Raw genomic sequence first — 13,730 nt, forward strand, 5'->3', positions numbered from 1 at the left:
CATGAACCGCCGCAACTTCTTCGCGGGCGCGGCCACGGCCGTCGCCGCGACCAGCGTGAGCCGCGTGTCCATGGCCGCGCTGCCCGAGCCGGTGTCGCAGGGCTCCACCGCCACCGCGCCGCCGCTTGCGCCGCCCAACGGCCGGCCCTACAACCCCGTCGTCACGCTCAACGGCTGGACGCTGCCCTGGCGCACGAACGCGGGTGTCAAGGAGTTCCACCTCGTCGCCGAGCCCGTGGTGCGCGAGATGGCACCGGGCTTCAAGGTCAACATGTGGGGCTACAACGGCCAGTCGCCCGGCCCGACCATCGAGGTGGTCGAGGGCGACCGCGTGCGCATCTTCGTCACCAACAGGCTGCCCGAGCACACCACCGTGCACTGGCACGGCCAGCGCCTGCCCAACGGCATGGACGGCGTGGGCGGCATCACGCAGCCGCACATTCCGCCGGGCAAGACCTTCGTCTACGAGTTCACCGCGCGCCGGCCCGGCACCTTCATGTACCACCCGCACGCCGACGAGATGGTGCAGATGGCGATGGGGATGATGGGCTTCTGGGTCACGCACCCGAAGGAAAGCCATCCGCTGATCGAGCCGGTGCAGCGCGACTTCTGCTTCCTGCTCGGCAGCTTCGACGTGGAGCCCGGCAGCGCCACGCCCAAGGTCAACACCATGACCGACTTCAACATCTGGAGCTTCAACAGCCGCGTGTTCCCGGGCATCGACACGCTCAACGTGCGCCGTGGCGACCGGGTGCGCATCCGCGTGGGCAACCTGACGATGACCAACCACCCGATCCACATCCACGGCCACGAGTTCGAGGTGACCGGCACCGACGGCGGCCCCGTGCCGCGCACCGCGCGCTGGCCCGAGGTGTCGGTGGACGTGGCGGTGGGCCAGATGCGGCAGATGGAATTCATCGCCGACGAGGAAGGCGACTGGGCGCTGCATTGCCACAAGTCGCACCACACCATGGGACCGATGGGCCACGAGGTGCCGACCATGATCGGCGTAGACCACCGCGGCGTGGCCGAGAAGATCCGCAAGCTCGTGCCCGACTACATGGTGATGGGCGACAAGGGCATGGCGGACATGGGCGAGATGGAAATGCCCATTCCCGACAACACCGTGCCGATGATGACCGGCACCGGCCCCTTCGGCTCGGCCGAGATGGGCGGCATGTTCACGCTGCTGAAGGTGCGGCGCGACCAGAAACCCGGCGACTACCGCGACCCGGGCTGGTTCAAGCACCCGCCGGGCACCGTCGCACGCGAGGTGAAGGGCGCGAACGTGCCGCCGGCCACGCGCAAGGAAACACCGGCGCCAGCTTCATCGCAGAAGGGCTCCGGCCCCGACGCGACCGTGCGCAAGCCTTCGGGGCACGGCTCGCACGAGCACTGATTTCTTCTCCCGTTTCATTTTCTGGAGTTCCCTCATGAACAAGACACTCATCAAGTCCATCGCCACGGGCCTCGTGCTCGCGGCAGCGGCCACGGCCTCGCTGGCCCACGAGGCCCACAAAAAACCCAAGCCCGAGGGTGCCGCCGAGCTCGCCCCCGAGCAGAAGCCCTGGGGCATCGCCGGCAAGAGCAGCGCGGTGAAGCGCACCATCGACATCGCGATGGCCGACGACATGACCTTCACGCCCTCGGTCATCGAGGTGCGCGAGGGCGACACCGTCCGACTGCGGCTGAAGAACCGCGGCAAGGAGCTGCACGAGCTGGTGCTGGGCACCACCGCCGAGATCGAGGCCCACGCGGCCATGATGAAGAAGTTTCCGGACATGGAGCACGACGATCCATGGATGGTCCACGTGCCCGCCGGCAAGACCGGCAGCATGGTCTGGACCTTCAACCGCGCCGGCGACTTCGACTTCGCCTGCCTCGTGAAGGACCACTACGAACTCGGCATGGCAGGCCGCGTCCGGGTGCTGCCTGCCGCCACCGGCGGCAACAAATCCTGAAGGAGACCCCCATGAAGAGAAGACGCGTGTTGCTGGCATTGGCTTCCACCGCCATGCCTTTCGCCTCGACCACCGCGCTGGCCGCGGCGCCGATGGTCGAGATATGGAAAGACCCGAACTGCGGCTGCTGCCAGGACTGGGTGAAGCATCTCAACAAGAACGGCTTCGCCACGCGTGTGCACGACGAAGGCAACACGGCGGCGCGCACCCGGCTCGGCATGCCCGCCAAGCTGGGCTCGTGCCACACGGGCCTCGTGGGCGGCTATGCCCTCGAAGGCCACGTGCCCGCGCGCGAAGTGCAACGGCTGCTGAAGGAAAAGCCCAAGGCCGTCGGCCTTGCCGTGCCCGGCATGCCGGTCGGCTCGCCGGGCATGGACGGCCCCGCCTACGGCGACCAGCGCGATCCCTACGACGTGCTGCTGGTGCTGGCCGATGGCAGCACGCGCGTCTACCAGAGCTATCGCTGACTCACCCTCGATGAAACAAGGAAACAAACCGATCATGAAGAAACTATTCACCGCCCTTTGCACCGCCCTGCTCGCCGCCACGGCCTTCGCCCAGGCTGCCCTGCCCGCCGTCGAGGGCGAGGTGCGCAAGATCGACGTCGACGCGAAGAAGATCACGCTGAAGCACGGCGACATTCCCAACCTCGAAATGACGGGCATGACGATGGTGTTCCGCGTGAGCGACCCCGCGCTGCTCGGCAAGGTGAAGCCCGGCGACAAGGTGCAGTTCACGGCCGACAAGGTCGACGGTGCGCTCACCGTGCTGTCGATAGCGCCGGCGAACTGAGGGGCGCCTCCGGTTTCGCTGCATAAAATGAAGTGTGTGTGATCCACTCATTGGGAGATCGAATTGGGAAGCTCCGATCTGCAACAGGCTCTTGCTTCGCTGAGTGTGGCGGAGCGCATCGAGCTGGCCGAAGAACTGTGGGACAGCGTTGCCCGTGATACCGAGGTTCAACGACTGAATGCGCACGAGCAGGAAGAAGTCGCTCTTCGGCGTGCGGAACACCGCGCCGACCCGCAGGCGGTCGTGCCTTGGAGCCAGGTCAAGGCATCGCTGAAACTCTGATCTTGCTCGACATCGTTTTTCGGGAAAGCGCAGCACACCAGCTGCGGGAGGCGCAGGGCTGGTACGAATCGCAGCGTGCAGGCTTGGGCGCGGAATTCGCGCGCAGCCTGGAGGCCGTGGTGCACCGGATCGCGCGCCAACCGGAAGGCGCGCCACTCGTCTGGGAAGACGTGCGCAGGGCTCATCTCAAGCGCTTTCCGTATTCCATTTTCTTCATCGTCGAAACGGATCGCGTGGTGGTGCTGAGTTGCATGCACCAGCGCCGCGATCCGGCAGGCTGGCCGCCCTCTTCCTAGCGTCCCGGCGGCCGCGCTACGACCTGAAGCGCCCCGGATCGAATGGCGCCAGCGGTATCTCCGCGGCAACACCCGCGAGCAGCTGCGCCGCCAGCCGCCCCGTGCGCGCCGAGCCGCACAGGCCGACGTGGCCATGCCCGAAGGCCAGCACGATGTCGGCGCTGGCACCTGACGGGCCGATGCAGGGCAGGCCGTCGGGCAGGCTCGGGCGATGCCCCAGCCAGTGCTTCACCGAGGCCGAGCCCGGGGCGGCTGGTGCGAGCGAGGGAAACATCGATCGCAAGTGCGCGTGCAGGATCTCGGCACGGCGCCAGTCGGGTGCGGCGTCGAGGCCGGCGATCTCGACCTGTCCGGCGGCGCGCAGGCCGCCGTCCATCCAGTGCGCGATGAGCTTGCCGTCGGCCACCATGGTCGGCGTGCGCGGGCCGGCCTTGGCATCTTCGACGACCACGTGGTAGCCGCGCTCCGACTCCAGCGGCACCGCCGAGCCGGCCGCCGCCGCTAGCGGGCCCGAGCGGGCGCCGGCGCAGATGGCAGCGGCGTCGCAGGCGATCTCGCCGGTATCGGTGAGCACGGCTCGCAGCCGGCCGCCCTCGATGCGGAAACCGGTCGCGCGAGCCGCAATGCGCGCAGCGCCCGTGTCGAGCGCATGCCGTGCCAGCGCGGCCACGTAGCGGCCCGGGTCGCGGCAGTGGCCGGCCTCGGGCACGAAGATGCCGAGCGTGTAGCGCGCATCCAGGTCGGGCTCGCGGCGGCGCAGTTCGTCCAGCGGCCATTCCTCCCACTGCACCCCGGTGCGCCGGCGCACGCGCCAGCCGAGCGCATCGCCCTCGAACTCGGCGCGCGAGCGGTAGGCATGCAGCAGCCCGCGCTGCTCGATGAGCTGAGGCACGCCGGCTTCGGCTGCCAGCCGCGCATGCAGCGCTGGCGCATCGGCCAGCAGCGTGCGCAGTGCGTCCGCCGTGCGCTGCACGCGCGCCTCGGTCCAGCCCGAGGCCAGGTAGCGCAGCAGCCACGGCAAGACGCGCGGCAGGTAGCGCCAGCGCAGGGCCAGCGGCCCGAGCGGATCGGCCAGCCAGCCCGGCACCTTGCGCCATGCGCCCGGGAGTGCGGGCGGCACCACCGAGTGCGACGAGAGCCAGCCGGCATTGCCGTAGCTGGTGGCGTGCTGGCCGCCGGGCTCGCCGGGCTCCAGCACCGTCACGCGCAGGCCCGCGCGCAGCGCCTCGATGGCGGTGGCGCTGCCGACCGCGCCCGCGCCGATCACCACCACGTGGCGAACCCCGCCGGGGGAAGAGAAACTTCTTGCAACCGTCATGGACGGCGATCGTAGAGGGTGCGGTCTCATAATCGGCCGCCATGTCTGCCCAGTCTTCTTCCTCATCTCCCTCTTCCCATTCCGCCGGTGCCATCACCGACGTCGCCGGCATCGAGGTCGGCCACTTCTCCGAAACCCGCCGCCCCACCGGCTGCACCGTGGTCATGGCGCGCGAGGGCGCCGTGGCCGGCGTGGACGTGCGCGGCGCCGCGCCCGGCACGCGCGAGACCGACCTGCTCTCGCCCGGCAACCTCGTGCAGCAGGTGCATGCGGTGATGCTCGCGGGCGGCAGCGCGTGGGGTCTGGCGGCGGCCGAGGGCGCGATGCGCTGGATGGAGGAACGCGACATCGGCATGGACGTGCGCTTCGGCACCCTGCCCATCGTGCCGGCCGCCGTGCTGTTCGACCTGCCCATGGGCGACGCGCGCATCCGCCCCGACGCGGCCGCCGGCTATGCCGCCTGCGAAGCGGCCAGCACCGCCGCGCCCGCCGAGGGCAACGTGGGCGCCGGCACCGGTGCGCTGGTGGGCAAGCTCTTCGGCGTGCACCGCGCGATGAAGGGCGGCATCGGCACCGCCTCGGTCAAGGTGGGCGGCGTCACGGTGGGCGCGCTCATCGCGGTGAACTCGCTGGGCGACGTGATCGACCACGACACCGGCCAGCCCGTGGCCGGTGCGCGCACCGAGGACGGCAAGGCCCTGCTCGACACCCGCCGCGCCCTGCTGCGCGGCCTGAGCCCCAAGCCGCTGCTCGCGGGCACCAACACCACCATCGGCGTGATCGCCACCGACGCGGTGCTGACCAAGGTGCAGGCCAACCGCCTCGCCACCGTGGCGCACGACGGCCTGGCGCGCGCCATCAACCCTGTGCACACCATGAGCGACGGCGACACGCTGTTCGCGCTGGCCACCGGCCGCGTGCCGCTGGAAGGCGACGCCCCCGGCATGACGGTGCTGAGCACCATGGCCGCCGAGGCGGTCGCCATCGCCACGCTGCGCGCAGTGCACGCGGCGCGCACGGTGACGGTGGGCGAGCTGCACATTCCCTGCGCGGCGGATCTCGGCAAGGCGCGCGGCTGACCACGGGAGGCATCACCATGGCGTTCCCCAGAACCCTGAAGCTGATACTGCTGTCGATCCGCGACCTGATCGCTTCGGCGGGCCCGATCGTGTTCATCGTCATCGGCCTGCTGATCGCCGCCTACTGGTGGCTGCAGCCGCAGCCGCCCAAGCACGTGACGCTGGCCACCGGCCCCACGGGCAGCGCCTACGCGCAGTTCGGCAAGCGCTACGCCGAGGCGCTCAGGCACAGCGGCATCGAGGTGGAGCTCAAGCCCACCTCGGGCTCGACCGAGAACCTGCAGCTACTGCGCACCGGCGGCGCCGACGTGGGCTTCGTGCGCGGCGGCAGCGCCGACCCGGTGGCCGACGAGGAAGCCGGCCTCACCTCGCTGGGCAGCCTGTTCTACGAGCCGATCTGGCTCTTCTACCGCACCGACTCGGCGCAGAAGATCGACCGCAAGACCGCCACGCTGACCTCGCTCGCCCAATTGCGCGGCCTGCGCGTGAACGTCGACCTGCAGGGCAGCGGGCTGCCCGACATCATGGAGCGCATGCTCAAGGCCAACAGGCTCGGCCCCGACGACCTGCTGCTGTCGAACCTGGAGCAGGCCTCGGCCGCCGAGGCGCTGGAGGCCGGCATCCTCGATGCCATCGTGCTGTCTTCCGCGCCGCAGTCGCCGCAGGTGCAGCGCCTGCTGCGCTCCGACTCCGTGAAGCTCATGGACTTCGGGCAGGCCGACGCCTACTCGCGGCACTTTCCCTTCCTCTCGCCGGTGACGCTGCCGCGCGGGATGATCGACCTGTCGAAGGACATGCCGCCGCACGACGTGTCGCTGCTCGCGGCCACCACCTCGCTGCTGTCGCGCGACGAGACGCACCCAGCCCTGCGCCAGCTGTTCGCGCAGGCGGCCCAGTCGGTGCACAGCAGCGCCGGCTGGTTCAACCGGGCGCGCGACTTCCCCAACACCCGCACCAGCGAACTGCCGGTGAGCCCCGAGGGCGACCGCGCCATCAACGGCACGCCGCCGGTGTGGCAGCGCTACCTGCCCTTCTGGGCCAGCAACCTCGTGGAGCGCATGTGGCTGGTGCTGGGCGGCCTGCTGGTGCTGATGCTGCCGCTGAGCCGCGTGGTGCCGCCGCTGTACCAGTTCCGCGTGCGCCGCCGCGTGTTCCGCTGGTATGCGCGGCTGCGCGACATCGAGGCGAAGGTCGACGCACAGAAGGGCGAGCAGAAGGAGCTGCTCGAAGACCTCGACCAGCTCGACCGCGTGGTCAACAAGGTGGCGGTGCCGCTGTCGTACGCCGACGAACTCTATGCGCTGCGCAACAACATCTACGCGGTGCGCAAGAGAGTGCTGGCCAGGACGCCGCAGGGCGCCGTGACCGAAGCGGCCCCGACGACTGCCGCGAACGATGCCACCTGACGAGGTCCGGCCCACGACATTGCGCACGCTGGTCGACTTCGCACAGCCGCTCGGCGGCGCCGGCCGGCTGCGGCTGGGTTTCGGCGAGCCTTCACGCGTGCTGGTGGCGCGCACCGCCGACGAGGTGCGGCCGGTGCTCGAGGCCGTCGGAGCGCTGGCGCGCGAGGGGCGATGGTGCGTGGGCTATCTACGCTACGAGGCTGCCGCGGCCTTCGACCATGCGTTCGCCGTGCATGCGACGGACGGGCCGCTGGCGTGGTTCGGCGTGCATGACGAAGCCGTGCCATGGCCTGAAGCGACCGACGATGACGTGCCTCCGTGGGTCGACTGGCAGCTCGACCTCTCTCGCGCGGACTTCGACAGCCGCATGCAGGCCATCCACCGCGCGATCTCCGACGGCGAGCTCTACCAGCTCAACTACACCGCCGCGCTGCATGCCGATTTCCACGACGACCCGCAGGCCCTGTTCATGGCGCTGCGGCAGGCACAGCCCGACGGCTACACCGCCTTCATCGACACCGGCGAGGAGCAGGTGCTGTCGGTGTCGCCCGAGCTCTTCTTCGACTGGCAGGGCGAGCGCATCCTGACGCGCCCGATGAAGGGCACCGCCCCGCGCGGCGCCACGCCCGCCGAGGACGAGGCGCTGGCCCGGCGGCTTCGCACGGTGCCCAAGGAGCGGGCCGAGAACGTGATGATCGTGGACCTGATCCGCAACGACCTCTCGCGCGTGGCCCGGCCCTTCTCGGTGCGCGTGCCGCGCCTCTTCCACACCGAGGCGCTGCCGACCGTGTGGCAGATGACATCGGACGTGGAGGCCCTCGTGCGCGAGGGCACCACGCTGGCCGACGTGTTCGCAGCGCTGTTCCCGTGCGGCTCGATCACCGGCGCGCCCAAGGTGAGCGCGATGCGCATGATCCGCGAGCTGGAGCCCGACGCGCGCGGTGTGTACTGCGGCGCGGTGGGCGTCGTGCGGCCCGGCGGCCATGCAATTTTCAACGTGCCGATCCGCACCGTGACATTGCGTGGCGCCGAGGCGCGCTGCGGCATCGGCAGCGGCATCACGGCCGATGCGCGAGCCGATGCGGAGTGGGAGGAATGGCGCCACAAGCGGGCCTTCCTGGACCGGGCGGGCCGGGCGTGCGGGCCGCCGTTCGACCTGCTCGAAACCCTCGCTCTGGTGGATGGCGAACTGCGCGACGCGCCGGCTCATCTGGCGCGCATGGCAATCGCAGCCGCCCATTTCGGGCGCCCGTGGAACCAGGCCTCGGTAGCCTCCTGCCTCGACGGCCTGAAGGCCCGGCACGCCACGGGCATGTGGCGCGTGCGCCTGCTGCTCGACGCACAAGGCACGCCGCGCGCCGAAGCCTTCGCGATGGAAGCGCCGCCCGCGCGCGTGCGCCTGCAGCTGGCGGATCGCCCCCTCGACGAGGCCCATGGCGAATTCACGCGCTTCAAGACCACGCGCCGCGCCCACTACGAAGCCTTCGCGCCCACCGAACCCGGCGCGTTCGACACGCTGCTGTGGAACCGCGACGGCGAGATCACCGAATGCACGCGCGCCAACATCGCCCTGCTGCTCGACGGCCGCTGGGTCACGCCGCCGCTGCGCTGCGGCCTGCTGGACGGCATCGGCCGCGCCAATCGCCTGCGCAACGGCCAGCTTGCCGAAGCGGTCGTTCGCGTGGACGATCTGCACCGCGTGCAGGCCCTTGCCTTCGTCAACAGCCTGCGCGGCTGGATCGATGCCGACCTGCCGCCGCAGGCCTCCTGAAAAATAGTTCGACAAAGCGCTTGACTTAGAGCGCGCTCCAATTTCGAGAATCGACGCCATGGAAACCAGCCTGACCATTGCGGAAGTCGCAGAACGAACCGGCCTCACGGCCTACACCCTGCGCTACTACGAGCGCATCGGGCTCATCGCAGCGGTGCCCCGTGCACCGGGCGGTCAGCGGCGCTATGCGAGCGCCGACATGGACTTGCTGGATTTCCTGTTGCGCCTGCGCGAGACCGGCATGTCCATCCAGGGCATGCAGGCCTTCGTCAGGCTTCGAAGCCAGGGGGACGCCAGCGTCGGCGAACGGCGCGAGATGCTCGAGCGGCATCTCGCCGAGGTTCAGGCCAAGGTGGCGGCGCTGCAGCAATCCATGCAGGCGCTGTCACTCAAGATCGACCACTACCGCGAGGTCGAGAAGACGAAGAAGCGTCCTCCTCTGTCGGGCAAAGCCCGGGAAGGAAAGACGAGCAATGACGAACACACAACAGAACCTGGACCAGGACGACAGCCTGCGCTACGCGCGTGGCCTGGCCAAGCTTCATGAGATCGACGGCGAAGGCGGCGTCAAGGTGGTCGAGAGCCTGGCCGGCATCGCGCCGGACTTCGGCCGCCTGGTGATCGAGTTTCCGTTCGGCGACATCTACTCGCGCCCCGGCCTCGACCTGCGCTCCCGCGAGATCGCGACGGTGGCCGCGCTTACCGCCATGGGCAATGCCGCGCCGCAGCTGAAGGTGCACATTCACGCGGCACTGAACGTCGGCGTGACGCGCGACGAGGTGGTCGAGGTCATCATGCAGATGGCGGTGTACGCGGGCTTTCCGGCGGCGCTCAACGGCCTCTTCGCGGCGCGCGATGTTTTCGCGGCCGAGGATGAAAAAGCGCGCGATCCCTTGCGGAACCGCGCGCTCTTGCTGAAATGACCTGAAGCCCATTCCAGAAACACCGAGGAACCGGCTTTGCCGGGCCTCCGGTGTTGCCCCCGGCAGGGGGTAGGCGAAGCGACACGAAGAGTGTCGCGCAGCCTGGGGGCGAGCCCTATTTCAGAGCCTTGTAGCGCATGCGCTTGGGCTTCGCGCCTTCCTCGCCCAGGCGCTTCTTCTTGTCGGCTTCGTACTCCTGGTAGTTGCCGTCGAAGAAGGTCCATTGGCTGTCGCCTTCGGCCGCGAGGATGTGCGTGGCGATGCGGTCGAGGAACCAGCGGTCGTGGCTGATCACCATGACCGTGCCGGCGAATTCGAGCAGCGCGTCTTCGAGCGCGCGCAGGGTTTCCACGTCCAGGTCGTTCGAGGGTTCGTCGAGCAGCAGCACATTGCCGCCGGCGATCAGCGTCTTGGCCAGGTGCAGGCGGCCGCGTTCACCGCCCGACAGCGTGCCGACCTTCTTCTGCTGGTCCGCGCCGTTGAAGTTGAAGCGGCCCGCGTAGGCGCGGCTGGCCATCTGGAACTTGCCGACGTTGATGATGTCCAGGCCGTTCGAGATGTCTTCCCACACGGTCTTCTGGTCGCCCAGCGCGTCGCGCGACTGGTCGACGAAGGCCATCTTCACGGTCTGGCCGATGACGACCTCGCCCGAATCCGGCTTTTCCTTGCCTGCCAGCAGCTTGAACAGCGTCGACTTGCCGGCGCCGTTCGGGCCGATGATGCCGACGATGGCGCCCGCAGGCACGTTGAAGCTCAGGTTGTCGATCAGCATGCGGTCGCCGAAGGACTTGCTGACGTTCCTGAACTCGAAAACCTGGCTGCCCAGTCGCTCGGCCACGGGAATGAAGATTTCCTGCGTTTCGTTGCGCTTCTGGTATTCGACGTCGCTCAGCTCCTCGAAGCGGGCCAGGCGCGACTTGCTCTTGGCCTGGCGTGCCTTCGGGTTCTGGCGCGACCACTCGAGTTCCTTCTTCAGGGCCTTGGCGTGGGCTTCCTCGCTCTTCTGCTCCTGCGCCAGGCGCTCGCCCTTCTGCTCGAGCCAGGTGCTGTAGTTGCCCTTCCATGGAATGCCGCGGCCGCGGTCCAGTTCGAGGATCCACTCGGCGGCGTTGTCGAGGAAGTAGCGATCGTGGGTGATGGCCACCACGGTGCCCGGGAAGCGCTGCAGGAACACTTCGAGCCACTCGACCGATTCGGCGTCCAGGTGGTTGGTCGGTTCGTCGAGCAGCAGCATGTCGGGCTTGCTCAGCAGCAGGCGGCACAGCGCGACGCGGCGCTTTTCACCGCCGGAGAGCACGCCGATCTTGGCGTCCCAGGCCGGCAGGCGCAGGGCATCGGCGGCGATCTCGAGCTGGTGCTCGGAGTCGGTGCCGGCGGTGGCGATGATGGCTTCGAGCTCGGCCTGCTCGGCCGCAAGTGCGTCGAAATCGGCATCTTCGGCTGCGTACAGCTCGTAGACCTCTTCCAGGCGCTTCTTGGCGGCGTTGACGGCGCCCATCGATTCCTCGACCGATTCGCGCACGGTGTGCTCGGGGTTGAGCTTGGGCTCCTGCTCCAGGTAGCCGATGGTCAGGCCGGGCATGGGCAGCGCCTCGCCCTCGATTTCCTTGTCGACGCCCGCCATGATCTTGAGCAGCGTGGACTTGCCCGAGCCGTTCAGGCCGAGCACGCCGATCTTGGCGCCGGGGAAGAAGGACAGCGAAATGTCTTTCAAGATCTGCCGCTTGGGCGGCACGGTCTTGCTGACACGGTTCATCGAATAGACGTATTGAGCCATGTGTGGTTGGTTACCTTGGGTAGCGGGGATTCGGGGGAATGCGCGGCCGCCGGAATGCAGGCATTCGGGCGCGGCAAACCACCGATTATCGACTCATGCGACAATAGGCCCCGTTGCCGGGTCCAGTTGCCCGCAACACCGGCTCTCTGCCGGGGACGAAGAAAGGTCCATTTCAACCCTTTTGCGAGGGCGGACTTTCCGGCTCCCACCCCTGATCCTCATCTGCCTTGACTGGCTCGGCGTTGTCTAGAAACGCCTGGCGGGCCGATGCCACCGCGCCGTGTATGGCGCTTGTTGTTTCCAATGAATTTTGACGAACTGAAGCTGGCTCCCGCCATCTTGAAGGCTGTGCACGAACACGGCTACGACTCCCCCACCCCCATCCAGGCGCAAGCCATCCCCGCGGTGCTCGAAGGCCACGACCTGCTCGGCGGCGCCCAGACCGGCACCGGCAAGACCGCCGCCTTCACGCTGCCAATGCTGCACAAGCTCAGCATGAGCCGCAGCGCCACCAACAAGTTCGGCGGCACCGGCATCCGCGCCCTCGTGCTGACCCCCACGCGCGAACTCGCCGCGCAGGTCGAGGAGTCGGTGCGCACCTACGGCAAATACCTGCAGCTCGACTCGACCGTGATCTTCGGCGGCGTCGGCATGAACCCGCAGATCGCCAAGCTCAAGAAGGGCGTCGACATCCTCGTGGCCACCCCCGGCCGCCTGCTCGACCTGCAGCAGCAGGGCATGCTCGACCTGGGCCAGGTCCAGATGCTGATCCTCGACGAAGCCGACCGCATGCTCGACATGGGCTTCATCCACGACGTGCGCAAGGTGCTGGCGCTGGTGCCCAAGGAAAAGCAGAGCCTGCTGTTCTCGGCCACCTTCAGCGACGAGATCCGCGACCTCGCGGCCACGCTGCTGAAGAATCCGCAGAGCATCCAGGTCACGCCGCGCAACACCACGGTGCAGCGCATCACCCAGGTGATCCACCCCGTGGGCCGCGGCAAGAAGAAGGCGCTGCTCGCGCACATCATCAACGAGAACAAGTGGAGCCAGGTGCTCGTGTTCACGCGCACCAAGTTCGGCGCCAACAGCGTGGCCGAGTTCCTCACCAAGAACGGCATCGAGGCGATGGCGCTGCACGGCAACAAGAGCCAGAGCGCCCGCACCCAGGCGCTGGCCGGGTTCAAGAGCGGTGAGATCCGCGCGCTGGTGGCCACCGACATCGCGGCCCGCGGCATCGACATCGACGAACTGCCGCACGTCGTGAACTACGAGATCCCGAACGTCAGCGAAGACTACGTGCACCGCATCGGCCGCACGGGCCGCGCCGGCTCCAGCGGCGAGGCCGTGAGCTTCGTGTGCCTGGACGAAGAAGGCTTCATGCAGGAGATCGAGCGCTTCACCAAGCAGACGATTCCCGTGCAGGTCATCGAAGGCTTCGGCCCCGAGGAAGGCGAGCGCGCCGAGCCCATCGCCATGGGCCGCCAGACCATCTGGGGCGGCGCCGGCCGTCCGCCGAGCCGCGAAGTCATGCAGGCGGCCGCCAAGGCCGCTCGCACCGAGATGCTGCAGCGCATCCGCGAGAACAAGGCCGGCCAGGGCGGCGGCAACGGTGGTGGTGGCGGCAATGGCGGCCAGCGCCGTGGCGGTGGCCAGGGCGGCAACGGCCAGGGCCGCAATGCCAACGGCGGCGGCCAGGGTCAAGGCCAGGGCCCGCGCGGCCAGGGCGCCCGTCCGCAGCAGCAGCCCCGCAACCCGCAGGGCCCGGCACGCGCCCCTCAACATCACCATCACGCGCCGCACGAGGAGCGCCAGCCGCGCCACCACGGCAACAGCCACAGCCCGACGCAGGCCAACCAGGTCGCGCACCTGCGAGCCGAATCGGTCGGCGGCGGCGGTGCCGGCCAGCCCGATCCGCTGCGCACCAGCGTCGACCACATGGGCGGCCGCGGACGCGGCGGCCGCTCGGGCGGCGGCGGTGGCGGTGGCTACGGCGGCGGCAATCGTTCGGGCGGCGGTGGCCGTTCGGGTGGTGGCGGCGGCTACGGCGGTGGCAACCGTTCCGGTGGCGGTGGTGGTGGCCGTTCGTTCGGCCGCTGACAAGGCGCTGCGAGCAGCACGCCTGCCT

Annotated in this window: 14 protein-coding genes; 12 read left to right on the forward strand and 2 right to left on the reverse strand. The window is 68.9% G+C overall.

The features are described from left to right. Position 1 precedes the first annotated feature (1 nt). The 6 genes from AC1VNX_RS22575 (at position 2) to AC1VNX_RS22600 (ending at position 3,331) form a co-directional block, all read left to right on the forward strand. Complete coding sequence (locus tag AC1VNX_RS22575; RefSeq protein WP_483159623.1) at positions 2-1,399, forward strand: multicopper oxidase family protein; 1,398 nt, start codon at positions 2-4, stop codon at positions 1,397-1,399. Positions 1,400-1,433: 34 nt separating this feature from the next. Continuing rightward, positions 1,434-1,961 carry a cupredoxin domain-containing protein gene (locus tag AC1VNX_RS22580; RefSeq protein ID WP_483159625.1) on the forward strand — a complete coding sequence of 176 codons (528 nt, stop codon included), beginning with the start codon at positions 1,434-1,436 and terminating at the stop codon, positions 1,959-1,961. 11 nt (positions 1,962-1,972) lie between these two features. After that, on the forward strand, positions 1,973-2,428 hold the full coding sequence (locus AC1VNX_RS22585; RefSeq protein ID WP_483159627.1) for a DUF411 domain-containing protein: 456 nt from the start codon (positions 1,973-1,975) through the stop codon (positions 2,426-2,428). A 34-nt stretch (positions 2,429-2,462) separates the two neighbouring features. After that, positions 2,463-2,753 carry a copper-binding protein gene (locus AC1VNX_RS22590; RefSeq protein ID WP_483159629.1) on the forward strand — a complete coding sequence of 97 codons (291 nt, stop codon included), beginning with the start codon at positions 2,463-2,465 and terminating at the stop codon, positions 2,751-2,753. 63 nt (positions 2,754-2,816) lie between these two features. Then, complete coding sequence (locus AC1VNX_RS22595) at positions 2,817-3,035, forward strand: addiction module protein (RefSeq protein WP_483159631.1); 219 nt, start codon at positions 2,817-2,819, stop codon at positions 3,033-3,035. Positions 3,036-3,037: 2 nt separating this feature from the next. Further along, the gene (locus AC1VNX_RS22600; protein WP_483159633.1) at positions 3,038-3,331 is read left to right on the forward strand and encodes a type II toxin-antitoxin system RelE/ParE family toxin; all 294 of its coding nucleotides are present in this window, start codon (positions 3,038-3,040) and stop codon (positions 3,329-3,331) included. Between the two features lie 16 nt (positions 3,332-3,347). On the opposite strand, the gene AC1VNX_RS22605 is transcribed toward AC1VNX_RS22600, so the two are convergent. Continuing rightward, complete coding sequence (locus AC1VNX_RS22605; RefSeq protein WP_483159635.1) at positions 3,348-4,649, reverse strand: NAD(P)/FAD-dependent oxidoreductase; 1,302 nt, start codon at positions 4,647-4,649, stop codon at positions 3,348-3,350. A 41-nt stretch (positions 4,650-4,690) separates the two neighbouring features. Between AC1VNX_RS22605 and AC1VNX_RS22610 the strand changes: the two genes are divergently transcribed. From AC1VNX_RS22610 to AC1VNX_RS22630, 5 genes are read left to right on the forward strand one after another with little or no spacing between them, the layout of a single operon-like run. Continuing rightward, positions 4,691-5,728 (forward strand): P1 family peptidase, encoded by a 1,038-nt coding sequence (locus AC1VNX_RS22610; protein ID WP_483159637.1) that lies wholly within the window; start codon positions 4,691-4,693, stop codon positions 5,726-5,728. Positions 5,729-5,745: 17 nt separating this feature from the next. Further along, positions 5,746-7,134: a TAXI family TRAP transporter solute-binding subunit gene (locus tag AC1VNX_RS22615; protein ID WP_483159639.1), complete on the forward strand. Its 1,389-nt coding sequence runs from the start codon at positions 5,746-5,748 to the stop codon at positions 7,132-7,134. Next, positions 7,124-8,905, forward strand: coding sequence for an aminodeoxychorismate synthase component I (pabB, locus tag AC1VNX_RS22620; RefSeq protein WP_483159641.1), 1,782 nt, complete (start codon positions 7,124-7,126; stop codon positions 8,903-8,905). Before AC1VNX_RS22615 ends, pabB begins: the two co-directional genes overlap by 11 nt. 58 nt (positions 8,906-8,963) lie before the next feature. Continuing rightward, positions 8,964-9,452 (forward strand): MerR family transcriptional regulator, encoded by a 489-nt coding sequence (locus AC1VNX_RS22625; RefSeq protein ID WP_483159643.1) that lies wholly within the window; start codon positions 8,964-8,966, stop codon positions 9,450-9,452. Then, positions 9,379-9,828 (forward strand): carboxymuconolactone decarboxylase family protein, encoded by a 450-nt coding sequence (locus tag AC1VNX_RS22630; RefSeq protein ID WP_483159645.1) that lies wholly within the window; start codon positions 9,379-9,381, stop codon positions 9,826-9,828. The genes AC1VNX_RS22625 and AC1VNX_RS22630 overlap by 74 nt, the downstream gene beginning before the upstream one ends. Positions 9,829-9,943: 115 nt before the next feature. On the opposite strand, the gene ettA is transcribed toward AC1VNX_RS22630, so the two are convergent. Then, on the reverse strand, positions 9,944-11,605 hold the full coding sequence (ettA, locus tag AC1VNX_RS22635; RefSeq protein ID WP_483159647.1) for an energy-dependent translational throttle protein EttA: 1,662 nt from the start codon (positions 11,603-11,605) through the stop codon (positions 9,944-9,946). A 303-nt stretch (positions 11,606-11,908) separates the two neighbouring features. Here ettA and AC1VNX_RS22640 point away from each other — a divergent pair, with 303 nt between their 5' ends. Further along, on the forward strand, positions 11,909-13,702 hold the full coding sequence (locus AC1VNX_RS22640) for a DEAD/DEAH box helicase (RefSeq protein WP_483159649.1): 1,794 nt from the start codon (positions 11,909-11,911) through the stop codon (positions 13,700-13,702). The last annotated feature ends 28 nt before the right edge of the window (positions 13,703-13,730 follow it).

The sequence above is a fragment of the Variovorax sp. TLI9-5A genome (assembly GCF_056867935.1).

Excerpts from the sequence above, each read along its gene's own strand:
- AC1VNX_RS22575 (WP_483159623.1), top strand. The coding sequence starts at position 2 with ATGAACCGCCGCAACTTCTTCGCGGGCGCGGCCACGGCCGTCGCCGCG.
- AC1VNX_RS22580 (WP_483159625.1), top strand. The coding sequence starts at position 1,434 with ATGAACAAGACACTCATCAAGTCCATCGCCACGGGCCTCGTGCTCGCG.
- AC1VNX_RS22585 (WP_483159627.1), top strand. The coding sequence starts at position 1,973 with ATGAAGAGAAGACGCGTGTTGCTGGCATTGGCTTCCACCGCCATGCCT.
- AC1VNX_RS22590 (WP_483159629.1), top strand. The coding sequence starts at position 2,463 with ATGAAGAAACTATTCACCGCCCTTTGCACCGCCCTGCTCGCCGCCACG.
- AC1VNX_RS22605 (WP_483159635.1), bottom strand. The coding sequence starts at position 4,649 with ATGACGGTTGCAAGAAGTTTCTCTTCCCCCGGCGGGGTTCGCCACGTG.
- AC1VNX_RS22610 (WP_483159637.1), top strand. The coding sequence starts at position 4,691 with ATGTCTGCCCAGTCTTCTTCCTCATCTCCCTCTTCCCATTCCGCCGGT.
- AC1VNX_RS22615 (WP_483159639.1), top strand. The coding sequence starts at position 5,746 with ATGGCGTTCCCCAGAACCCTGAAGCTGATACTGCTGTCGATCCGCGAC.
- pabB (WP_483159641.1), top strand. The coding sequence starts at position 7,124 with ATGCCACCTGACGAGGTCCGGCCCACGACATTGCGCACGCTGGTCGAC.
- AC1VNX_RS22625 (WP_483159643.1), top strand. The coding sequence starts at position 8,964 with ATGGAAACCAGCCTGACCATTGCGGAAGTCGCAGAACGAACCGGCCTC.
- AC1VNX_RS22630 (WP_483159645.1), top strand. The coding sequence starts at position 9,379 with ATGACGAACACACAACAGAACCTGGACCAGGACGACAGCCTGCGCTAC.
- ettA (WP_483159647.1), bottom strand. The coding sequence starts at position 11,605 with ATGGCTCAATACGTCTATTCGATGAACCGTGTCAGCAAGACCGTGCCG.
- AC1VNX_RS22640 (WP_483159649.1), top strand. The coding sequence starts at position 11,909 with ATGAATTTTGACGAACTGAAGCTGGCTCCCGCCATCTTGAAGGCTGTG.